The organism is Rhodovulum adriaticum (assembly GCF_004345735.1).
In the GTDB taxonomy this organism is placed as follows: domain Bacteria; phylum Pseudomonadota; class Alphaproteobacteria; order Rhodobacterales; family Rhodobacteraceae; genus Rhodovulum; species Rhodovulum adriaticum.
The window spans coordinates 435850-457978 of the sequence record NZ_SLXL01000002.1; the positions used below are offsets into that span (position 1 = coordinate 435850).

Consider the following 22129-nt stretch of genomic DNA (forward strand, 5'->3'; position numbering starts at 1 on the left):
ACAGGCTAGCCGCCCGCGGCCCGCTTGTGAAGCGCGCGCGCCTGCCGGCGGCGATGCATCGCGTAAAGCAGCGGCGCGGCCAGACGGTCATAGCCCCACCCCGCCACGCCGCGCAGGCCGGGACGCGTCACCAGCCAGGCCAGCCAGCGATAGCGCGGCATCGCGGACCACAGCGCGGCAAAGGCCGGCACGCCCGAAATCAGCCGCCCGTCCTGCACGACATGAAACCGGCGCGCGGCGTCCTCGGCGCTCAGACCCCAGCGGGCCAGATTCGCCCCGTCCAGCGGCGAAAACCGGATCGGCAGCCCCCGCGCCTGCGCATGGCGGCGGTAGGCGCCAACCTCGCGCGAACAGATGGGGCACTCTGCGTTATAGATCACTTCGGTCTGGTTCATACTCCTTGAAATAGTGCCCGGGGCGCGTTCGGACAGGGATCGCCCCGATTTGACACGCATCAAGGCACCCGCCTGCCTTTCGGGGCACCTTAGCCCCGACCACAACCAACGGGAGACCGCCGATGTCCGGTGCGAAACGCTATGACGAGCATACCCGCCTGGTCGAGGCGATGGCCGAAACCCTGGGGGTTGATCTGGCCGAGGAAACGATGGCCGGCCGCTGGACCCCCGAGGACATGTCGGCCACGGTCAACCGCTGCATGGGCTGCACCGATCCCGCCCAGTGCAAGGGCTGGCTGACCGACAACCGCGACGGGGCCAAGGAAACCCCCGGCTATTGCCGCAACAAGGACCTGCTGGAGGCGATGCGTACCCGGCTGGTTTCTGCCTGAGTGTCATGGAAGATCACGGCAAACTTTCCAAGCATTTCTGGCTGACGCAGGGCATGGCGCGCACCCTTGGCGTGAACGTCAACGACGCGCTGAAGGACGGCCGCATGGCACGGGGCGCGTATGCCGAACTGGTCGCCGCCTGTTGCCATTGCGACCGCGCCGAAAGCTGCATGGCCTGGATGGGCCAGCAGACCGCCCAGGCCGACACATTACCGGATTGGTGCGCCATCAAACCCACGCTGGAGGCGCTGCGGGAACCGGCCTGAACCGACCGGTCCCGCACGCCACGGGTTACGCCCCGGACTTGCCGCCCGCCAGCCGCCGGATCGCAACATAGAACAGCGGCACGAACAACACCCCCAGGATCGTCGCCGTCAGGGTGCCGCCCAGCACGCCCGAGCCGATAGCCGTGCGCCCGCCCGCACCCGCGCCGGAACTCAGCACCAGCGGCAGCACGCCCAGCGAAAACGCCATCGACGTCATGATGATCGGGCGGAAGCGCTGCTGCGCGGCGGTGCGGATCGCCTGATACAGGCTGTCCCCCGCCTCTTGCCGGTCACGGGCGAATTCCACGATCAGGATCGCGTTCTTGCCGGTCAGGCCGATCACCGTCAGGATCGCCACCTGGAAGAACACGCCGTTCTCGAACTGCCCCAGCCAGGCGCCGATCAGGGCGCCCAACACGCCGATCGGCATAGCCAGCATCACCGCAAACGGAATGGCCCAGCTTTCATAAAGCGCCGCCAGACACAGGAACACCGCAGCCAGCGACAGCGCGTAAAGCAGCGGCGCCTGGTTGCCCGATTCCCGTTCCTCCAGCGACAGGCCGGTCCAACTGACATCGAAGCCCGGCGGCAACTGCGCGGCCAGCCGCTCGATCTCGGCCATCGCCTCGCCGGTGGACACGCCCGGTGCGGGGCTGCCCTGCAACTGCATCGCGGGCACGCCATTATAGCGGTTCAGACCCTGGGGCCCGAATTCCCAGCTGGCGGTGGTAAAGTTGGAAAACGGCACCAGCCCCCCCGACGTGTTCCGCACGCGCCACAGTTCGATATCCTCGGGCGTGGCGCGGGCCTCGGGCTCGCCCTGGACATAGACGCGCTTGATCCGGCCGCGATCCACGAAATCGTTCACATAGCGGCCCGCCCAGGCGATGGACAAAAGCTGCCCGATATCCGTGGCCGACAGCCCCATCGCGCCCGCCGCGCGCCAGTCGATATCCAGGTTGAACTGCGCGGCATCCTGCAACCCGTTGGGCCGGATAGAGGCGATCATCGGGCTTTGCCCCGCCATACCCAGCAACTGGTTGCGCGCGGCCAGCAATTCCTCGTGGCTCTGACCGGCGCGGGCCTGCAGGTAAAAGTCAAAGCCCGACACGTTGCCCAGTTCGATCACCGAGGGCGGCACGATGGGAAACACCATCGCGTCCTTGATCTGGCTGAACGCGCCAAAGGCCCGGCCAGCCACCGCCTGCACGCTTTGCTCCGGTTCCTTGCGCTCGTCCCAATCCTTCAACTGAACGAAAGCGATACCCATGTTCTGGCCGCGCCCGGCAAAGCTGAAACCGACAACCCCGAACATCGAGTTCACGTTGGGCTCGTTTTCCAGGAAATGGTTTTCGACCTGCTGCACCACATCCAGCGTGCGTTCGGCGGTGGCCCCGGTGGGCGCCTGGATCAGGGTGAACAGGATGCCCTGATCCTCGTCCGGCAAGAACCCGGTGGGCGTCTTGACGAACAGCCAGCCCATCGCCACCGCCAGCATCACGTAGATCAGCCCGACGCGCAGCGGCCGTTTCACGATCCACCCGACCGAGGCGCCATAGCCCCCGGTGATCTTGTCAAAGACGATGTTGAACCAGCCGAACGGCCCCTTGCGCACATGCACCGCATCGCGCGAGCGCAGGATCGTGGCACACAGCGCCGGTGTCAGCGTCAGCGCCACCAGCACCGACAGCGCCATGGCGGACACGATGGTCACGGAAAACTGCTGGTAGATCACGCCCGTAGAGCCGGGGAAAAACGCCATCGGCACGAACACCGCCGACAGCACCAGCGCGATACCGACCAGCGCGCCGGTGATCTGGCCCATGGATTTGCGCGTGGCCTCGCGCGGGGACAGGCCCTCTTCCTCCATGATGCGTTCGACGTTTTCGACCACGACGATGGCATCGTCCACCAGCAGGCCGATAGCCAGCACCATGGCCAGCATGGTCAGCGTGTTGATGGAAAAGCCAAGCGCCGCCATCACCCCAAACGTTCCCAGCAACACGATCGGCACGGCCAGCGTCGGGATCAGCGTGGCCCGCAGGTTTTGCAGGAACAGCAGCATCACCAGGAACACCAGCAGGATCGCCTCGAACAGGGTCTTGACCACCTCCTTGATCGAAATCTCGACGAAAGGCGTGGTGTCGTAGGGGATCACGTAATCCACGTTTTCGGGGAAGAAGGCCGACACCTCCTCCAGCCGTTCCTTGACCAGCGTCGCGGTGTCCAGCGCGTTGGCACCCGGCGCCAGCCGGATCGCCATACCCGCGGCGGGCTGGCGGTTGAAACGGGCGATGGTGGCGTAGTTTTCTGCCCCGATTTCCACCCGCGCCACATCCTTCAGCAGGACCAGCCCGCCATCGGTTTCGGCGCGCAGCACGATCTGTTCGAAATCCTCGGGCGTGGACAGCAGCGATTGCGCGGTGATCGTGGCATTCAGCATCTGCCCTTCGGGCGCGGGCAGTGCGCCAAAGGAACCGGCCGAAATCTGTGCATTCTCGGCGGACACGGCCGACACCACGTCCGAGGGCGTCAACTCGAACGCCGCCAGTTTCGAGGGATCCAGCCAGATGCGCATGGCGTATTGCGCGCCGAACACCTGCACCTCGCCCACGCCCTCGATCCGGCTGAATTCGTCCACCAGGTTCGAGACCATGTAATCGGACAAATCCACCTGCTCCAGCGCGCCATCGGTGGAGATCAGGCCGATCACCATCAGGAACCCGGCAGAGGATTTGCGCACGCTGACCCCCTGCCGCTGCACCGTTTCGGGTAGCAGCGGCGTGGCCTGCGCCAGCTTGTTCTGAACCTGCACCTGCGCGATGTCCGGGTCGGTCCCGGTCTCGAACGTCAGCGTGATCTGTGATTGCCCCGACGACGTGGAGGAGGACGAGATATAGCGCATCCCGTCTAGGCCGGTCATCTGTTGCTCGATCACCTGGGTCACCGTGTTGGCGACCGTCTGGGCCGAGGCGCCCGGATAGCTGGCCGAAACGCTGACCGAGGGCGGCGCGATCTGCGGATATTGCGCGACCGGCAGGCTGAAGATCGACAGCAGCCCCACCCCCATGATGAGGATCGAGATCACCCAGGCAAAAACCGGACGGTCGATGAAGAAGCGGGCCATGTGGGCGGTTCCTGCTGTTTAGTTCTGCGGCTGCGCGCCGCGTTCCTGCGGGGTGACGGGGGCGCCGGCGGCAATCTTTTGCAGGCCCTCGACGATCAGGCGGTCGCCGTCGGCCAACCCGCCGCGCACGATCCAGTCGCTGCCACGGTCGCGCAGCACGTCCAGCACGCGGGCCTCGACGGTGTTTTCGGCGGTGACAACCATTGCGGTGGGCCGCCCGCGCCGGTCACGGCTGATCGCGGCCTGTGGGGCCAGGATCACGTCCTCGGCCACGCCCTGGGGCAGTTCCACCTGCACGTACATCCCCGGCAGCAGCAGCTGATCGGGGTTTGGAAAGGTCATGCGCAGCACGACCACGCCGGTCAGGGGATCGACCTGCGGTTCGGCGGCGGTCAACTGGCCGGTTTCCTCATACGCGCCGCCATCGGGCAGGCGCAGGGTCACGGTGCGGTCGGCCTCGCCCAGTTCGGCATCCATGTGGCCGCGCCGCCAACGGATCAGTTCCGCAGCCGACATGGTCACATCCACATAGACCGGGTCCAGATTGCGGATCACCGCCAGGGGATCGGCCTGCCCCGCCGTGACCAGCGCCCCGCGCGTGGTCAGCGACCGACCCACCCGGCCCGACAGGGGCGCGGTGATAACGGTGCGATCCAGATCGATCTGGGCGGCCAGCAACTCGGCCTCGGCCACCTGCAACCCGGCGGCGGCGGCATCGCGGGCGGCGACGGCATCGTCCAGGTTCTGCTGGCTGGTCACGTTGCGTTCCAGCAGGGTTTGCAGGCGGTCGGCCTCCTTGCGGGCGGCATTCAGGGTGGCCTGGGCCTGCGCCACGGCGGCGCGGGCGGCGGCGACGCGGGCCTCGTAGACCACCGGGTCGATCTGGTACAGCGCGTCCCCCACGTCAACCTCTGCCCCTTCTTCGAACAGCCGCTCGGTGATGATGCCGGCCACCTGCGGGCGCACCTCTGCCACGCCCGAGGCCACGACCCGCCCCGGCAGCGTGGTGGTCAGCGTGACATCCTGCGCGCTCAGCGTCACGACGGTAACGGCCGGCGGCGGACGGTCCTGCCCGCCGCCCTGTTGGGCCAGCGCGGGCGGCGCAAGAAACACGGACAAAAGCGCAAGGGCGGCAGCCACCCTGAACGGACGGGGCATGGCGAAGCTCCTGATCGGCGCGAATGGGGCTGGAAATGCGCCGGAGTTGGATTTAAGAAACGTCAGCGTTTCGTTATTCTCTCCCGCCACGCCACGCAAGCAAAAAGGCACCCGCGACGTGCCGGCACAGCAAAAGAGGTAGCTCCGCCCCATGGGCCGTCCACCGTCCCGCCGCGGCCGCCCGCCGCAGATGAGCCCCGCCGAACGCGGGGCGCTGATCCTGGACGCCGCCGAACAGGTGCTGCTGGACGGGGGCCTGCACGCCCTGACGATGGAGGGCGTGGCCCAAGCCGCCGGGATGTCGAAGCGCACGCTCTACTGCCATTTCTCGGGGCGCGATGCGCTGATGTCGGCCCTGGTCACCCGCCTGCGCGAGGCGGTCATAAAACCCCTGAACGCCGAGCAGATCGCGCTGCCCCTTGAACGGCGCCTGCACCTGTTGCTGGATCCGCAGGCCGAAAATCAGGCGCGCGCCACCGCACTGGAAATCCTGCGCGCCGTGGTGGCAGAGGCCCCGCAACACCCCGATCTGGCCCGGCGTTTTCTACAGGACGGTCCGCGCGCCGTGCGCGGGCTGATCCATCAGGAACTGGATCGCGGCGTCGCGCGGGGCGAAATCGCGCTGCGCGATACCGGGACCGCCGCGGATCTGTTGCACGCGATGGCCTTGCCCTGCCCGTTGGAGGCCTTCCTGAACCCCGGCGAGGGACAGTCGGATGCCGCCACGCGCAGCGCCCATGTCAACCGCGCCATCGCCGTCTTCCTGCACGGCGCCCGCTTGTTGTGACGCGCCCACCGGCCCCGGCGCACGCCGGGTCAGCGGCTCAGGACTCGGGGCAACGTTGGCGGCGCGACGCGAACCCCCGCGAATAGATCAGCAGGCCGGCCTCTCCGTCGCGGGCCAGCAGGATACGCTCCGACCATGTCATGCCCTCGCCCGAACATTCCATCATGCCCTCGCCCGAACATTCCATGTCGTACAGAACGGCACTGTCCATTCCGCGAATTGCGGTCGGGTTGGTCAGACGGCATGCGGATTCCACGAAGCCGATCCGATCGTCGGCGATGGCAACCCGCGCTTCGGAATAGACCGCCCCGCACGACGCTGGATCAAGCTCCCATCGGCCATCAAACGGCCCGGCAAAGGCCGGGCTGGCCAGCAGGCACATCAACAGACAGGACATCGTTCGCCGCATTCGATCGACCCTTGGCTGAACACCGCGACCCAAAGCGCCGCCATGGTTGAAAATACCCTGCGCCACGCCCCCTAGCATAGGCGCGAATTGCCTCAGCGGCGCAGGTTTCCCCTACGGAATGTCGAATGTCTGCTACGATGCGCCGAGGAAAAAGGGAGGTTTGTCATGCGTTTCATCCGCAAACTGCTGGGCCTGGTCATCGCCCTGGGGTTCTTGTTTTTCGGCCTGGCGTCCTTCTTCGGGTTCTACGAACAGTCGCTTGCCACGGGGAACCGCGACGACCTGTATGCCGGGATCTTCATGGGCGGACTGCTTTGCTTTTGCGGGCTGTTGCTGCTCGTCGTGGTTCTGCGCAAACCGCGCAAGCCCGCCGACCCGGCCGCGGCGGCAGCCACGATCTGGGCCGTGGGGATGACCAGCGATTTCGACGACTTCGATGGCAGCGATTGACCGGCGCTAGCAGCAGGTCTGTTCCAGATCCCACAAAAGCTCCAGCGCCGCGTCATCCTCAAGCTCTTCGAAAAAGGCGCGCAGGGTGTTCAGCTGCGAGCCGATGAAATGCAGGTCGTCATTGCCCATGCGCCGGCGCTCTTCCTGCTTGGTCTCGAAATAGCTGACCCAGCGTGACTCGCTTTTCTGCATATGCGCCTCCAGCATCGCCATCAGGCGTGCGGCATTGCCATTGCAGTCGATCCCGCTGAAGCTGACATAGCGGTCGGGGGTCTGGTCGGTCATGTCGGTGTCTCCTTGCCTGCTGCGCGACCCGCGCGGCTTAGCGCCTCGCAAGGGGGACGTCAGGAGGAAACCGCCGAAACTGGACGCGCGCCCCGCAGTAGACCGGAAAAGATACCCTCTTTCCCGAAGCTTGCCCATTGGATGGGCACCGTGCAAACGCCCGGATCACGCCCGGGCGGCGTTGGTCTTGGGCCCCAGCCCGCCGCGCGCCCAGGCCTGCATCACCTTGACCGCGATGGCAGGGATCGCCAAGCTGGCCGCCACCAGCGCCCCGCCCCCCGCCACGGCAAAGACCGGCGCCGCAACAGGCCCCTGCCCCAACGCCAGCAACATCCCCGCAAAGGCCGCCATCGGAAAGGTGAACGCCCCCCACAGCGGCGAGAACCCCGCCGCGATCAGCCAGCGCAACCGCGCCAACAACGCCACGACCAGCCCCAACGCAAGTGCGGCGAACACATAGGCCAGCGTCCAGTTGCCCACGCCCGCGGCTACGGTGCCCAACAGGCTGGCCGGGGCAACATGGATCGCCAGCAGCGGCCGCAGCGGCGCCGGCACGTCCCGACGGATCAGCTGGACCAGGCTTGCCCCCCAGATCAGGACGGCCAGACCCGCCGTTACCGGCAGGATGGCGGCGGCAACGCCCACACGCCCCAGCGCCAGCGCGGCCACCGCCCCGACGATGAAGCCCACGAATTGCAGGTGCCAGACCGGGGTGACCGTGCGGGCCTCGGCCGGGCCGGTCAGCAGCGCGCGCACGACCAGCACGACCAGCCCCGCATGCAGCGCGAACCCGGCCCACAGAACGCCCTCGGCCAGCGGGCGGGCAAGCGGGGCCAGCGCCGCGGCCGACAGGTAGACCGACAGCACCAGCGCCGACAGCCCCGCCCGGCCCGGCAAGACGCGCAGATCCTCGGCCACGACACCGGCGCGGCGGGCAACCTTGCGCCCATAGGCGAATGCGCAGAACAGGAACAGCAACGTCACGGCCCCCAGCACCATTTCCCCCAGAAAGGCCGGCGCCCCCGGCACATCCCCCGCGCGCCGCCAGGCCAGACCCAGCCCGAACAGCCCCAGCACCGGGGGGAAGATCGCGGGCGGCGTCTGTTCGCCGAAACGGGGGCGTGGCGTGAACATGGGCGGGGCTCCTGTGCTTGCGGTCATTGATGTGCCATGCCCGACAAAGCCAGAGCAAGCGACTTGCGCACCCGAAGCGTAGGGAAATTTCCCCTTTACCCGCGCCCCCGGCCCGTTACTCTCGACCCCAATAACAAACACGGGAGGACTATCATGAAAACGCTGCTGGGCGCCGCGACGGTTGCCACCTTCACCTTTGGCTTGGCCGCCGAGGCGATGGCCGAGGAATGGAATGTGTCCCTGTGGGGCAAGCGCCGCGCCTTTACCGAGCATGTCGAAAAGCTGGCCGAGCTGGTCGCCGAAAAGACCGGGGGAGAGTTCACGCTGAACATCTCTTACGGGGGGCTGTCCAAGAACACCGAGAATCTGGACGGCATTTCCATCGGCGCCTTCGAGATGGCACAGTTCTGCGCGGGCTATCACCGCGACAAGAACCCCTCGATCACCGTTCTGGAACTGCCGTTCCTGGGGGTTTCCAGCCTGGAGGAAGAGCGCAAGATCAGCCAGGCCGTCTATCAGCACCCGGCGGTGCAGGACGATCTGGCGCGCTGGAACGCCACGCTGCTGATGCCCTCACCGCTGCCGCAATACAACGTCGTGGGTGTGGGCGACGCGCCGCACACGCTGGACGATTTCGCAGGCTTCCCGGTGCGCGCCACCGGCGGGATCGGGGTGGCGATGGCCGCCATCGGCGCTGTGCCGACCTCGATGTCCGCGTCCGAGGTGCGCCAGGCGCTGGATTCCGGCGTGGTCAAGGGCGTCAGCTTTGCCCCGCATGCGCACATGTCCTTTGGCACCATCGAAACCGGCGAATGGTGGACCACCAACCTGAACCCCGGCACTGTGAACTGCCCGGTCGTGGTGAATACCGACGCGCTGGACGGGCTGTCCGATGCGCACCGCGAGGCGCTGCTGGGGTCGGTCGATGAGGCGCTGGATTACTACATCGACTACTACAACTCCAACACGATGGAACGTTGGGGCCCGGCGCTGGACGAGCGCGGGATCGAGCGTGTGACCTTCACCGCCGAGGAACTGGCCGCCTTCGAAGCGGCGGCCGCGGGCCCTGCCGCCGCCGCCTGGATCGACGAAAACAGCGCCCGGGGCCTGCCCGCGCAGGAACTCTATGACCTCGTGACCGGCATGATCGGGCAATAAGCCCGGCCTGACGATCCGCCTGCCCTGCCCCGGCGCAACCGGGGCAGGGCGTTTCGCCTGACCGGAGGGTTCCATGGCTGCCCTTGCCCCGGTGCTGGAGGATCACAGCCTCCTGTCCCGCCTAGATCGTGGTTTCTACCGCATCGAACGTTTTTTGGCCCTGCTGTCCGGGCTGGCCGTGTTCGGCCTGATGGTTCTGGCCGTGTTCTCGGTCGGCGGGCGCAACTTCTTCAACGCGCCGCTGCCCGGTTACGTGGACTGGATCCAGCAGGCGATGCCGCTGATCGCCTTTATGGGGATCGCGTACACGCAGCGCGACGGCGGCCATATCCGCATGGACATCCTGATCGGCGCGCTGAAAGGGCGCCTGTTGTGGGCGGCGGAATTCCTGACCACCTTTGCCGTTCTGGTGCTGATGGTCCTGCTGGTCTGGGGCACCTGGGCCCATTTCCAGCGCAGTTTCGATTTCGCAGCCCCGATGTGGAGCCGCGATTCCAGCTTTGACATCAACCTGCCGCTGTGGCCCGCCAAACTGCTGGCGCCGGTCGCCTTTTCGGTGCTGTGCCTGCGGCTGGTGCTGCAATTGTGGGGCTATGGGCGGGCCTTCGTTCTGGGCCTGTCGGAACCCGTGGCGGTGCCGCTGGTGCAATCCGCCGCCGAGATCGCCGCCGCCGAGGCAGAGCAGCTTTCGCGCGCGCAGGACTAGGGGACAGCCATGGACACGGTAGATATCGGAATTGCCGTCACGGCCGGGCTGCTGGTCATGGTGGTGCTGGGCATGCGCGTGGCCTTTGCCGCGGCGCTGGCGGGCATGGTTGGGCTGATCTGGATCTTCTGGTCCAAGAAGGGCTATGACCCCGAGGATTTCGGCTGGGCGCTGACCGTGGCGGTCAAGACCGCAGGCCAGGTGCCCCATTCCAAGGTTGCCAACCAGGCGCTGTCGCTAATCCCAACCTTCATCCTGATCGGATACCTGGCCTATTACGCGGGGCTGACCCGCGCGCTGTTCGAGGCTGCGAAACGCTGGGTGGGATGGCTGCCCGGCGGGCTGGCGGTCTCCAGCGTCTTTGCCACCGCCGGGTTCGCCGCCGTGTCGGGGGCCAGCGTGGCAACAGCCGCCGTCTTTGCCCGCATCGCGATCCCCGAAATGCTGAAGATCGGCTATGACAAGCGCTTTGCCGCCGGCGTGGTGGCCGCAGGCGGGACGCTGGCCAGCCTGATCCCGCCCTCAGCCATCCTGGTGATCTACGCGATCATCGTGGAACAGGACGTGGGCAAGCTGCTGCTGGCAGGGTTCATCCCCGGCGTGGTGTCGGCCCTGATCTATGCCGCGCTGATCGTGGGGCTGGCGCTGGCCCTGCCTAAGTTCGGCCCGCCGGTGCGCGGCTTTACCTGGGGGCAGCGGTTCAGCGCCCTGCCCCCGGCGCTGCCCATTGTCTTCGTCGTCGTGATCATCATCTTCTTCGTCTACAACCCCTTCGGCGGAGAGGCCTGGGGCACCCCAACCGAGGGGGGCGCGTTGGGCGCATTTGTGGTGTTCCTGATGGCGCTGGCCCGCGGCATGCGCTGGACCGAGTTCAAGAGCGCGCTGTTGGAAACCGCCAAGCTGTCGGTGATGATCTTTACCATCATCTGGGGCGTGCTGATCTATGTCCGCTTCCTGGGCTTTGCCGACCTGCCTGGCGCGTTTTCGGACTGGATCACCGGGCTGGAGCAGTCGCCCATGCTGACGCTGGTGCTGATCCTGCTGGCCTATGCGGTGCTGGGCATGTTCATGGATGCCATCGGCATGCTGCTTCTGACCCTGCCGGTGGTTTACCCCGCCGTGATGGCCCTGAACGGGGGCGAATTCGTGTCCGCCGCCGACAGCACCTTTGGCATGTCAGGGCCGATGTGCGCGATCTGGTTCGGCATCCTGGTGGTCAAGATGGCCGAGTTCTGCCTGATCACACCGCCCATCGGGCTGAACTGTTTCGTGGTGGCCGGCGTGCGCGACGATATCAGCGTGCAGGACGTGTTCCGGGGCGTGACGCCCTTCTTCGTCGCGGATGCAATCACGATCGCCGTTCTGGTGGCGGTGCCGGGCATCGTGCTGTGGTTGCCCAGTTTCGTGTGACGGTGGCGGGGGCCATGGCCCACGCGCCCTGACCGGCCCGCTCAGGCCGGTTCGGTTTCGCCCATCTGCAACCCCGCGGCAAAGGCATCGCGGTTCAGCCGCGCCAGTTTGGACGGGGTCATGGCCAGAACGCTATCCAGCAGCGGTTCCGGCGCGCACACCTGACCCAACGCGCTCAGCGCGCCCAAGGCGACGATGTTGGTCACGCGCGGATTGCCCAGTCCCCGCGCGGTTTCTGTAAAGGGCAGCGAAAGCGTGCGGAACGCGCCCTGGGGCACGGTCTGCACCCGCTCGGCATCGCACAGCACCAGCGATTGAGGTGTCAGCAACGGGACAGAGGCACCCGCCGCCGCCTCATCCAGCACCAGCATGTAGTCCAGCCGCCGGGCCAGCGGGAAATCGGCCTCGCCATCGCTGATCACAAGGTCCGACCGGCTGAGCCCCCCGCGCGACACGGGTTCATAGGCGTTGGACTGGGCCACGTTACGCCCCTGCGCGGTCAGCGCCGCGGCCAGGATACGCGCCGACAGCAGCAGGCCCTGCCCGCCACTGCCCGAAAAGCGGATTTCCATGCTCACCATCACTCCGCCCCCCCGTCGCGCAGCGCCGCGGTCATCGCGCGATAGGCCGCGCCGTATTCCGGCCTTTCGTTGCGCGCGATCACGCCGGTTTTCAGGTGGTTGGCCCGGAACGGCACGTCCACCGTGTTGCGATAGGCAAAGGGCCGCATCGCGCTTTTCTTGGCCAGCATCATCTCGGGCGAGGCGCCCAGATCGTTCTTGCGGCCGTAGATTTCCGTGCAGTCCGACAGCACCTCGACGAAGGAAAAGCCCTGATGCGCCACCGCCTGACGGATCAGGTCGCGCAAGGCCAGAACCTGCATTGTCACCTCGCGCCCCACGAACCCCGCACCCGCCGCCGTGGCCAGCGCGCAGGCGTCGAAATTGGGTTCGGTATTGCCGGCGGGGGTGGTCGAGGTATAGCGCCCCTCTGACGTGGTGGGCGACACCTGCCCGCCGGTCATGCCGTAGATCTCGTTGTTCAGCATCAGGCAGGTGATATCCAGGTTGCGGCGGCAGGCATGGATCAGGTGGTTACCCCCGATCGCCAGCGCGTCGCCATCGCCGCTGATGACCACGACATGCAGGTCGGGCCGCGCCAGTTTCAGACCCGTCGCATAGGTCAGCGGGCGGCCATGGGTAGTGTGAAAGGTGTTGGCGTCGATATAGGCCGACAACCGCCCCGAACAGCCGATGCCGGAAACCACCGCCAGCTTGTCCTTGTCGATACCCAGATCGTGCAGCGCCCAGACCAGCGCGCGCAGGGCGATGCCATGCCCGCAGCCGGGGCACAGGAAATGGGGCATCTGATCCTGGCGCAGCCAGTGGTTCACGTCAAAGGCGGTCTTGTCCGCAGTATCCTTCATGCCAGCGCCTCCTTCGCCGCCTCGGCAATCTCGTCCGGCGTGATCGCCTGCCCGTCGATCTTGAACAGCCCCTGCACACGGGCCTGCCCGGCCAGCACGCGCTCGACCTCCAGCGCCAGTTGGCCCTGGTTCATCTCGGGCACCAGAACGGTTTGCGTGCCCGATTTGGCAACAAGCGCGCGCAGCGCATCCTCGGGGAAGGGCCACAGCGTGACCGGGCGGAACAGGCCCACCTTTACCCCCTCGGCCCGCAGGTCGCGCACCGCCTGCCGCGCGGCACGGGCGGAAATGCCGATGGCGCAGATCAGCAGATCGGCATCGTCCACGTCCTGCACGCGCCAGCTTTCGATCCGGTCGCGGTGCAGGGTCAGCTTGTCCGTGGTGCGTTGCACGGCGGCGGCGGCCACCGCGGGCACCTGGGTCGGGAACCCGCCCGGCGCATGGGTCAGACCCGTGCAATGGGCGCGGTAGCCGTCGCCGGGATACGCCATGGGCGGCACCAGATCCTCGGTCACGGCGTAGGGTTCGAACGCATCGGCGGGGCCTTGGGCGAACTTGCGCCAGACCTCGGGCGCCTCGGGCACGGCGGCTAGGTCCACGGTTTCGGTCAGGTGGCCGATCACCTCGTCCAGCAGCACGACCACGGGTACGCGCAGGGTTTCGGACAACTCCACCGCGCGGATGGTTTCGGAATACGCCTCGCTGACCGAGGCCGGGGCCAGCACGATGATCGCGTGGTCGCCGTGCGTGCCCCAACGGGTCTGCATGATGTCGCCCTGCGCGGGCCGCGTGGGCATGCCCGTGGACGGCCCGCCGCGCATCACGTTGACCACGACGCAGGGGATTTCCGAGCCGCAGGCATAGCCCAGGTTTTCCTGTTTCAGGCTGAACCCGGGGCCCGAGGTCGCGGTCATCGCCTTGACGCCGCCCATCGACGCCCCGATCACGGCACCCATGGAGGCGATTTCATCCTCCATCTGGATGAAGGTGCCGCCCACCTTGGGCAGTTCGCGGGCCATGACCTCGGCCACCTCGGAGGACGGGGTGATCGGGTAACCGGCGAAAAAGCGGCAACCGGCGCGGATCGCGCCCAATGCGCAGGCCTCGTTACCTTCTAGATTTCGGCGCGTCGCAGTCATTCGGCGGGCTCCGTGATGGGGGTGTTGGTGACCTTGATGGCCATGTCGGGGCACAGCCAGGAACACAGCTGGCAGCCGGTGCACAGGTCCGGCAGCGCCAGTTCGGCCTTCAGCTGACCGTTCAGGCGCAGACAGCGTTCCGGGCACATCTTGACGCAGATATCGCAGCCCTTGCACCATTCGGCGGTGATCTCGACCACGGTGTCGACCTGCGGGTGGTGCACCTCTGAATGCGCCTTGTGCAGGCCGCTGGCGGTCACGTCGATGCGTTTTTCACCGCCCTGCGCCCAGGCGCGCCCCTCGGCGAAAGCGCGGGCGTTGATCTCGACCGATTTGGGCGGGACGGTGCCGGCGATGATGTCCTGCCAGGCGTCTTCGGGAAACTCCAGCACGGTGGAGAGCGCCCCCAACAGCACGGTGTTCGAGGCCTTGGCGTTGCCCAGGTTCGCGGCCATGCCCGTGGCATCCATCACATAGCCCGCGTGGACCTGATCGATGATTTCCTCGGGCGTCTGCGGCGCATAGGCGGGTTCGGCCCCGCGCTTGCGGTTGCGGCAGGCAAAGGGCGGCACGATCTTCTGGCAATCGGCGATGAAGGTGCCGGTATCGGGCTTCAGGTGCTTGATCCAGCGCAGGCCCTCGGCCCATTCCAGCGCCACCAGGATATCCACCTCGCCCTCGGGGATGGTGGGGGACCAGACCTTGGGGCCGAAGCGGACATGGCTGAACACGCCGCCGCCGCGCTTGGCCATGCCGTGGACTTCGCTTTGCTTCACGTCATGCCCATCGGCCTGGCACAGTTGCGCCAGCACCTTGGACACCATGATCACCCCCTGCCCGCCGACACCGACGATCAGGACGTTTTTCGTTGCATTGGGTTTGTCGGCCATGGGTCAGGCAGGCTCCGCAATCGGTTTGATGGCGTGGCTGGTGCACAGTTGGGCACACAGGCTGCACCCGATGCAGGCGTCGGGGTCGATCTGCACCTTGTGGCGGCCTTCGTGCCATTCCTCGGACCAGGTCAGCGCCGGACAGCCCAGGTTCATGCAGGCCTGACAGGCGATGCAGCTTTCCTGCGCCACCTCCATCGCGGGGCCCTTGATCTTGACCGGGTCCAGCACGCAGGGCCGGTCGGAAATCACCACCGACACGCCCTTGTGGGCCACCGCCTCGCGCAATTGCTGCTGCATGGTGGCGATGTCGTAGCTGTCCACCTTGTGCACATGCTTCACGCCCAGCGATTTCACCAGCTCGAAGAAATCGACCCGCGGTGACGGCTCGCCCCGCAGGGTGCGGCCGGTGCCGGGGTGATCCTGCCCGCCGGTCATCGCGGTGATGTGGTTGTCCAGAATGAAAACGGTGATATCGGCGTTGTTGTAGACCGCGTCGATCAGCGGCGGGATGCCCGAATGCAGGAAAGTGGAATCGCCGATGGTCGCCACGATGGGTTTGGTTTCGGTGCCCGCCTTGGCCATACCCACCGCGTTGGCGATGCTGGACCCCATCGCCACGCAGGTATCGATGGATTTCAAGGGTTCCACCACCGCCAGCGTGTAGCAGCCGATATCGCCGGCAACGCGCGCATCCAGCGCGCGCAGCGCCATAAAGCAGCTTGTATGCGGGCAGCCTGCGCACAGAACCGGCGGGCGGACCATCGGCGCGAATTCGAACGGGGCGGCGTTGCTGCGCGGGTCCATCAGCCCGGCATTGGCGAACCCGTCATGGACGATCTCGGGCGAAAACTCACCCTCGCGGGGGAAATACGCCTTGCCCTCGGCGGCGATGCCCATGGCCTTCAGCGCGTCCTCGATCAGCGGTTCCAGTTCCTCGACGACGATCACGCGGTCGACGCTGGCGGCAAAGTCACGGATCAGCCGGTCGGGCAGCGGCCAAGTCACCCCCAGCTTCAGCACCGGCGCATCGGGCAGGCATTCCTTGACGTAGGTGTAGGGGATGCCCGAGGTGATGATGCCCACCTTGCCCTGCCCTGGCTCCACCCGGTTGAAGGGGCTGTCCGACAGCATTTCGGTCAGCCGCCGTTCGCGTTCCAGCACCACGCCGTGCTGGCGCCGCGCATGGGCGGGGATCATCACGTTCTTGGCGGGCAGGTCGTGAAAGGCCCGGCCGGTCTGATCCTCACGCGCGCCCAGCACAACAGCGCTGCGGGTGTGCGACAGCCGCGTGGTGGAACGAACGAAAACCGGCGTGTCGTATTTTTCCGACAGGGCAAAGGCCGCGCGGGTGAATTCCAGCGCCTCCTGCCCGTCCGAGGGTTCCAGCACCGGCACCTGCGCGAAACGGGCATAGATCCGGCTGTCCTGTTCGTTTTGCGAGGAATGGATGCCCGGATCATCGCAGACCGCGATCACCAGCCCGCCATTCACCCCGATATAGGAAAACGACATCAGCGCATCGGCCGCCACGTTCATGCCGACATGCTTCATCGCCGTAAAGGCCCGCACACCGGCAAAGCTGGCGCCGATGGCCACATCCATCGCAGTCTTTTCGTTGGTGGACCACTGGGCGTGGATGTCCTCGGCCGGGTAGCCAGCCACGTTTTCCATGATCTCGGTCGAGGGCGTGCCGGGATAGGCGGCGGCGACCTTGCAGCCGGCCTCCCACACGCCGCGGGCGATGGCCTCATTGCCGGTCATGGGGCGCGCGGCGCCCGCAGCGGTCGGTTCGGCAGTCTCCTGCCGTTGGGCATGGCTCATGGTTTCTTTCCCGGTTCGCGCGGTTTGCCTAATAAAGTTACGATGGTTCTATATTCCCGGCAATTTTACAACAAAGCGCGGATTGCCGCATGGGTCACGGCCCCATCTGGCCGGGCAGGAACAGCACCAGCGCCGGGATCGCCACGATCAGCGCCAGGCGGAACAGGTCGGCAATCCAGAAGGGCGTGACCCCGCGAAAGATCGTGCCGGTGCTGACATCGCTCAGCACGCCGCGCAGGACAAAGACGTTCAGGCCCACAGGCGGGGTAATCAGGCTGATTTCCGTGACCACCACCACCACGATGCCGAACCACACCGGATCGTAGCCCAGCGACACCACCAGCGGAAAGAAGATCGGCACCGTCAACAGCAGCATCGACAGGCTTTCGAACACGCAACCGAGGATGACATAGACCAGCAGGATCATCAGCATGACCGTCAGCGGCGCAACGTCAAAGGCCGTGACAAGACCCAGCAGCGCCTCTGGCAGGCCGGCCATGTTGACGAAGTTGGAAAAGATCTGCGCACCGATCAGCACGGCGAACAGGCTGGTGGCGGTGACAGCGCTTTCCTTCAGCACCTCGAAGGTGGATTTCAGCGTCAGCCCGCCGCGCGCCAGCGCGATCAGGAAGGCGCCGGTCGCGCCCATGCCCGCGGCCTCGGTCGGGGAAAAGGTCAGGTTCAGGGGCGGCACGTCGAACACCCCGTAAAGCCCGCCGATCACCAACACGAACAGCAGCAGCACCGCCCAGATGGACCGCAGGGCGCGCAGACGCTGCGGCCACGGCGTGCGGGCGGCGGCCGGGCCGGCGGCGGGGTCGCGAAACACCACCCAGCGCACCGCCAGCAGGTAGAACAGGATGCCCAGGGCGCCGGGCACGATGCCCGCGATGAACAGCTTGCCGATAGAGGTTTCGGTCAGCAGCCCGTAGATCACCAGAATGACCGAGGGCGGGATCAGGATGCCCAATGTGCCCCCCGCCGCGATAGACGCCGTGGACAGCCGGTCGGCATAGCCGTAGCGGCGCATCTCGGGCATGGCGACCTTGGACATGGTGGCCGCGGTGGCCAGCGACGACCCGCAAATCGCCGAAAAGCCCCCGCAGGCCGCCACCGTCGCCATCGCCAGCCCGCCGCGCATATGCCCCAGAAACACATGGGATACGGCGTACAGCTCGCGCGCCAGCCCGCCCTTGTTCACGAACAGGCCCATCAGGATGAACAGCGGGATCACCGACAGCCCGTAATCCTGCGCGGTGTCGGTGATCTGGCGGCCCACCATCGACATCGCGGCCTTCAGCCCCCGTTCATCCAGGATCGAGCCGCCCCGCTCATACGCATAGCCAATCGTGCCCACCAACCCCATGGCGAAAACGATGGGCATGCGCATCAGCACCAGCGCCAGAACCAGTGCAAAGCCGATCAGGGCAACGGTCATGCGGCGATGTCCTCGTCCAGCAGATATGGGGCAACCAGGTGGACCAGGCCCACCGCGACCATCACGGCAGCCGTCACCGCGACCGACACGGCGATAAAGGCGGTGACGTAAAAGACAGGGATCGACAGGTATTCCGTCACGTCCCCGTAATCGCGCGCGCGGCCCGCCAGCACCCAGACCCGCTGCGCGGGCCAGGCCAGCATGACGCCGCAGGCGATGTGAATTGCCGCCTCGCGCAGGCGGTTCAGGTGCCAGCGGTCGAAGAACCCGTCGAACAGGTCCACCGCGATATGCCCGCCCCGGGCCGAGATCACCGGCAGACAGGAAAACACCATGACCGCCATCAGGATACGGGTCAGTTCGGTCGCGGCCTCTATCGGGGCGTCGAAGGCCGAGCGCCCGATCACATCGGCAAAGGTCATTCCCATCAGCACGAAAAGCGCAAGGCAGGCCAGCGCGACAGGCGCCCGGCTGGCAACCTTGGCAACCCGGATCAACGTTTCCATCCCGCGTCGTCCTTTCCGGGGGCAGGCCGGTCCCACCGGCCCGCCCGCCGCATTCGCGTTACTCGAAAGCCGCCATTTCGGCCTTGATCATCTCATAGGCGGCCTGGGCATCGACGCCGGTGGCGGCAACCTCTTCGATCACCTTGGCCCGCACGCCTGTCGCGACCTCGTCGAAGCGCGCGACATCCTCGGGGCTGGCGTCGATGATGGCGTTGCCGGGGGTTGCCAGCGTCGCCTCGATGGCCTCGGCATCGCCCGCTTCCCAGATCGCGCCGATGGCGCGGCTGATGGGCTCGCCGAACACCTCGTCCTCCAGCACCTGTTGAATATCCTCGGGCAGGTCGGCAAAGGCGTCCTCGTTCATGATAAAGGCGAACGATCCGCGATAGAGGCCCCCGGGCAGCATGTACATGTTCTGCGCCACCTCGGTCAGCTTGAAGCCGACGCGGGAGTCGATGGGCATCACCACCCCGTCCGCCGCCTTGGAGGCCAGCGTTTCATAGACCTTGGTCGCGGGCACCTTGATACCGATCATGCCCAGTGCCTGACCCACATCGGCGGCGACGCCACCGGGGATGCGCACCTTCATGCCCTCGGCCTGGGACAGCTCGGTGACCTGTTCCGCCGACATCAGCTGCGCGCCGCCATGGGTGTGCAGGGCCACGACCTTGACCCCGCGATGCTCGTTCGCGTCCTTGAGGTATGCGTCATAAGCCCGCCAATAGGCGACCGAGGCCGCCTCGGAGCTGCCGACATAGCCGGGCAGTTCGATCATCTTGGTGGTGACGAACCGCCCGGCCTGATAGCCATGAAAGATGATCGACAGGTCCGCCGCGCCGTCCATCACCAGGTCCATCTGCGCGGGCGGCGGGGCCAGGCCCAGTTTCAGTTCGGTGGTCACGCGGCCATCGGTGGCCTCTTCGACCATCTCGGTAAAGGTGGGCCACATGCGCGCGTTGATGGAATGGGTGGGCGGCGCCCAGCTGGAAATGACCAGCGTGTAATCCGCGGCAAGGGCCGTGCCGGCCGTCAGCGCAAAGGCCGCGCTGGCCAGCAGCCCCCCGAAGGTGGTGAATTTCGCCATGCTCTCCTCCCAGATGGAATGGCGTTGATATCAGGGGATCGCGGCGTCAATCGCCCCGCCCCGGGTTTACGCGTCTTTCGCCCCGCCTCCTCCTGCGGCGCGAAATCCTGCGTGCGGGTCCGCCTCCTTGCGTCATTTGGCCCCTTCGGCCGTCATTGACCCTGACCGGCCGCTCTCTGCATCATGCGGAAAATGATCGAAAAGCCTGGGGCCATGATCCGAAATTTTCTTGCGCATGAGGACCGCTCGCGGGCCGGGCACGGCGCCAAAGGTGACCGCCGGAGCGCCCCACGCATAGGCGACCGAGCGCCGCAGGACCTGCCATGACCCCGCAGGACCGCGCGAACCGATGCGCTGCGGCGATGACCCAGGCCGCCGATGCGGTGCGCTGGATGGGCATCGAACTGGTCGAGATCGCACCAGGCGCCGCGACGATGTGCATGACGATTGCGCCCCACCATGCAAACGGCCACCGCATCTGCCACGGGGGCGTGATCTTTACGCTGGCCGACACCGCGTTCGCCTATGCCTGCAACAGCCGCAACGTGTCCACCGTCGCGCAGCACGGCAACATCAGCTTCATCGCGCCCGCCCATGTCGGCGACGTGCTGACCGCCACTGCCGCGGAACGGGCGCTGAGCGGCAAGAACGGCATCTACGACATCCGCGTCGCGCGCCAGGACGGCACCCTGATCGCGGAAATGCGGGGCCTGTCACGGGCCGTTCGCGGGCAATGGTTCACGGAATGAAAGGGTCGGCAAACCGGCCGGGGAGGAGAAAGCCATGAAGGATATGAAGATGGCACGCGAGGGGCTGGAACCGATCGAGACCGCCTCGCGCGACGAGATCACAGCGCTGCAACTGGATCGCCTGAAATGGTCCCTGCGCCACGCCTATGACAACGTGCCGATGTATCGTGAGCGGTTCGAGGCCGCCGGTGTGCACCCCGACGACCTGCAATCGCTGGCCGATCTGGCGAAATTCCCCTTCACCGTGAAGAACGACCTGCGCGACCATTACCCGTTCGGCCTGTTCGCGGTGCCGCGCAACCGGATCGTGCGGCTGCATGCCTCCTCGGGCACGACGGGCAAGCCGACGGTGGTGGGCTATACGAAACGCGACATCGACACCTGGGCCGACCTGATGGCGCGGTCCCTGCGCGCGGGCGGCGTGCGGCCGGGCGACGTGGTGCATGTGGCCTATGGCTATGGGCTGTTCACCGGCGGGCTGGGGGCGCATTACGGCGCCGAACGGCTGGGCGCGACGGTGGTGCCGGTTTCGGGCGGGATGACCGAACGACAGGTCACCCTGATCCAGGATTTCCAGGCCAGCGCGATCATGGTTACGCCTTCCTACATCCTGAATATCCTTGAGGAATACCACCGCCGCGGGCTGGACCCCAAGCAAAGCCCCCTGCAAACCGGCCTGTTCGGGGCCGAGCCCTGGACAAACGCCATGCGCCGCGAGATCGAGCAAGCCTTCGACATGCACGCGGTCGACCTGTACGGGCTGTCGGAAATCCTGGGCCCCGGCGTTGCGATGGAATGCGTGGAAACCAAGGACGGCCTGCACCTGTGGGAGGATCATTTTTACCCCGAGGTGATCGACCCCCAAACCGGCGCGGTCCTGCCCGATGGCGAGGTCGGCGAAATGGTCCTGACCACCCTGACCAAAGAGGGGCTGCCGATGATCCGCTACCGCACGCGCGACCTGACCCGGCTGATGCCCGGCACCGCGCGGTCGATGCGGCGGATGGAAAAGATCACCGGGCGGTCCGACGACATGATCATCCTGCGCGGTGTGAACCTCTTCCCCTCGCAGGTCGAGGAACTGGTGGTCGCCACCGGCGGGCTGACAAACCACTACCAGCTGGAACTGTATCGCGCGGGCCATATGGACGCGATGCGCATCCATGTCGAATGCAGCGCCGATGCGGCTGACGATGCCTCGCGCGCGGCGGCCGCGCGGATGCTGCACAAGCGGATCAAGGACGTGATCGGCGTTTCCACCGAGGTTGACGTGAAACGCCCGGACAGCATCGCCCGATCCCAGGGCAAGGCGCAGCGGATCGTGGACAACCGCCCGAGGGACTGAGCGCACCCGGCACATGCCAAGGGTTGCGCCAGAAATGCCGCGGGCGCACAC

General features: G+C 66.5%; 24 protein-coding genes. 10 read left to right on the forward strand and 14 right to left on the reverse strand.

What is annotated here, in order from left to right; translation table 11 throughout:
- Positions 1-5: 5 nt before the first annotated feature.
- Positions 6-395 (reverse strand): thiol-disulfide oxidoreductase DCC family protein, encoded by a 390-nt coding sequence (locus EV656_RS05560; RefSeq protein ID WP_132600557.1) that lies wholly within the window; start codon positions 393-395, stop codon positions 6-8.
- Between the two features lie 122 nt (positions 396-517).
- Here EV656_RS05560 and EV656_RS05565 point away from each other — a divergent pair, with 122 nt between their 5' ends.
- Positions 518-787 (forward strand): DUF6455 family protein, encoded by a 270-nt coding sequence (locus tag EV656_RS05565; protein WP_132600560.1) that lies wholly within the window; start codon positions 518-520, stop codon positions 785-787.
- A 5-nt stretch (positions 788-792) separates the two neighbouring features.
- Entirely contained in the window at positions 793-1053 is a 261-nt protein-coding gene (locus EV656_RS05570; protein WP_200276684.1) for a DUF6455 family protein, read from the forward strand.
- Between the two features lie 25 nt (positions 1054-1078).
- Here EV656_RS05570 and EV656_RS05575 read toward each other — a convergent pair whose 3' ends face one another.
- Complete coding sequence (locus EV656_RS05575) at positions 1079-4180, reverse strand: efflux RND transporter permease subunit (protein ID WP_132600566.1); 3102 nt, start codon at positions 4178-4180, stop codon at positions 1079-1081.
- Positions 4181-4198: 18 nt separating this feature from the next.
- Positions 4199-5338, reverse strand: coding sequence for an efflux RND transporter periplasmic adaptor subunit (locus EV656_RS05580; RefSeq protein ID WP_132600568.1), 1140 nt, complete (start codon positions 5336-5338; stop codon positions 4199-4201).
- Here EV656_RS05580 and EV656_RS16490 point away from each other — a divergent pair.
- On the forward strand, positions 5337-5480 hold the full coding sequence (locus EV656_RS16490) for a hypothetical protein (RefSeq protein ID WP_165918942.1): 144 nt from the start codon (positions 5337-5339) through the stop codon (positions 5478-5480). The genes EV656_RS05580 and EV656_RS16490 overlap by 2 nt on opposite strands.
- Positions 5481-5489: 9 nt before the next feature.
- Positions 5490-6125: a TetR/AcrR family transcriptional regulator gene (locus EV656_RS05585; RefSeq protein ID WP_132600571.1), complete on the forward strand. Its 636-nt coding sequence runs from the start codon at positions 5490-5492 to the stop codon at positions 6123-6125.
- Positions 6126-6162: 37 nt separating this feature from the next.
- Here the strand turns inward: EV656_RS05585 and EV656_RS05590 are convergent, their stop codons facing one another.
- A complete protein-coding gene (locus EV656_RS05590; protein ID WP_132600574.1) occupies positions 6163-6522 on the reverse strand; it encodes a hypothetical protein in 360 nt (119 codons plus the stop codon).
- 177 nt (positions 6523-6699) lie between these two features.
- On the opposite strand from EV656_RS05590, the gene EV656_RS05595 reads away from it, so the two are divergent.
- Positions 6700-6984, forward strand: coding sequence for a hypothetical protein (locus EV656_RS05595; protein ID WP_132600577.1), 285 nt, complete (start codon positions 6700-6702; stop codon positions 6982-6984).
- Between the two features lie 6 nt (positions 6985-6990).
- Here the strand turns inward: EV656_RS05595 and cowN are convergent, their stop codons facing one another.
- Positions 6991-7269 carry a N(2)-fixation sustaining protein CowN gene (gene cowN / locus EV656_RS05600; RefSeq protein ID WP_132600580.1) on the reverse strand — a complete coding sequence of 93 codons (279 nt, stop codon included), beginning with the start codon at positions 7267-7269 and terminating at the stop codon, positions 6991-6993.
- A gap of 165 nt (positions 7270-7434) precedes the next feature.
- The gene (locus tag EV656_RS05605; RefSeq protein ID WP_242469090.1) at positions 7435-8403 is read right to left on the reverse strand and encodes a TDT family transporter; all 969 of its coding nucleotides are present in this window, start codon (positions 8401-8403) and stop codon (positions 7435-7437) included.
- A gap of 153 nt (positions 8404-8556) precedes the next feature.
- Between EV656_RS05605 and dctP the strand changes: the two genes are divergently transcribed.
- The 3 genes from dctP (at position 8557) to EV656_RS05620 (ending at position 11677) form a co-directional block, all read left to right on the forward strand.
- The gene (gene dctP / locus EV656_RS05610; RefSeq protein ID WP_132600586.1) at positions 8557-9561 is read left to right on the forward strand and encodes a TRAP transporter substrate-binding protein DctP; all 1005 of its coding nucleotides are present in this window, start codon (positions 8557-8559) and stop codon (positions 9559-9561) included.
- 73 nt (positions 9562-9634) lie between these two features.
- Positions 9635-10267 carry a TRAP transporter small permease subunit gene (locus EV656_RS05615; protein WP_132600589.1) on the forward strand — a complete coding sequence of 211 codons (633 nt, stop codon included), beginning with the start codon at positions 9635-9637 and terminating at the stop codon, positions 10265-10267.
- A 9-nt stretch (positions 10268-10276) separates the two neighbouring features.
- Positions 10277-11677: a TRAP transporter large permease gene (locus tag EV656_RS05620; protein ID WP_132600592.1), complete on the forward strand. Its 1401-nt coding sequence runs from the start codon at positions 10277-10279 to the stop codon at positions 11675-11677.
- A 41-nt stretch (positions 11678-11718) separates the two neighbouring features.
- Here the strand turns inward: EV656_RS05620 and EV656_RS05625 are convergent, their stop codons facing one another.
- The 8 genes from EV656_RS05625 to EV656_RS05660 all read right to left on the reverse strand — a co-directional run bounded on the left by EV656_RS05625 (position 11719) and on the right by EV656_RS05660 (position 19984).
- Positions 11719-12258, reverse strand: a complete 540-nt coding sequence (locus EV656_RS05625) for a 2-oxoacid:acceptor oxidoreductase family protein (RefSeq protein WP_165918943.1) — start codon at positions 12256-12258, stop codon at positions 11719-11721.
- Positions 12258-13103 (reverse strand): 2-oxoacid:ferredoxin oxidoreductase subunit beta, encoded by an 846-nt coding sequence (locus EV656_RS05630; protein ID WP_132600598.1) that lies wholly within the window; start codon positions 13101-13103, stop codon positions 12258-12260. The genes EV656_RS05625 and EV656_RS05630 overlap by 1 nt, the downstream gene beginning before the upstream one ends.
- Complete coding sequence (locus EV656_RS05635; protein WP_132600601.1) at positions 13100-14242, reverse strand: 2-oxoacid:acceptor oxidoreductase subunit alpha; 1143 nt, start codon at positions 14240-14242, stop codon at positions 13100-13102. Before EV656_RS05635 ends, EV656_RS05630 begins: the two co-directional genes overlap by 4 nt.
- A complete protein-coding gene (locus EV656_RS05640; protein WP_132600604.1) occupies positions 14239-15132 on the reverse strand; it encodes a 2-oxoacid:acceptor oxidoreductase family protein in 894 nt (297 codons plus the stop codon). The genes EV656_RS05635 and EV656_RS05640 overlap by 4 nt, the downstream gene beginning before the upstream one ends.
- Before the next feature lie 3 nt (positions 15133-15135).
- Complete coding sequence (iorA, locus tag EV656_RS05645) at positions 15136-16956, reverse strand: indolepyruvate ferredoxin oxidoreductase subunit alpha (protein WP_132600607.1); 1821 nt, start codon at positions 16954-16956, stop codon at positions 15136-15138.
- A gap of 94 nt (positions 16957-17050) precedes the next feature.
- Positions 17051-18394, reverse strand: coding sequence for a TRAP transporter large permease (locus EV656_RS05650; protein ID WP_132600610.1), 1344 nt, complete (start codon positions 18392-18394; stop codon positions 17051-17053).
- On the reverse strand, positions 18391-18900 hold the full coding sequence (locus EV656_RS05655) for a TRAP transporter small permease (RefSeq protein WP_132600613.1): 510 nt from the start codon (positions 18898-18900) through the stop codon (positions 18391-18393). Before EV656_RS05655 ends, EV656_RS05650 begins: the two co-directional genes overlap by 4 nt.
- Positions 18901-18958: 58 nt before the next feature.
- Entirely contained in the window at positions 18959-19984 is a 1026-nt protein-coding gene (locus EV656_RS05660; protein ID WP_132600616.1) for a TRAP transporter substrate-binding protein, read from the reverse strand.
- Between the two features lie 323 nt (positions 19985-20307).
- Between EV656_RS05660 and paaI the strand changes: the two genes are divergently transcribed.
- Positions 20308-20733, forward strand: a complete 426-nt coding sequence (gene paaI, locus EV656_RS05665; protein WP_132600619.1) for a hydroxyphenylacetyl-CoA thioesterase PaaI — start codon at positions 20308-20310, stop codon at positions 20731-20733.
- 34 nt (positions 20734-20767) lie between these two features.
- On the forward strand, positions 20768-22078 hold the full coding sequence (gene paaK, locus EV656_RS05670) for a phenylacetate--CoA ligase PaaK (protein WP_132600622.1): 1311 nt from the start codon (positions 20768-20770) through the stop codon (positions 22076-22078).
- Positions 22079-22129 lie beyond the last annotated feature (51 nt).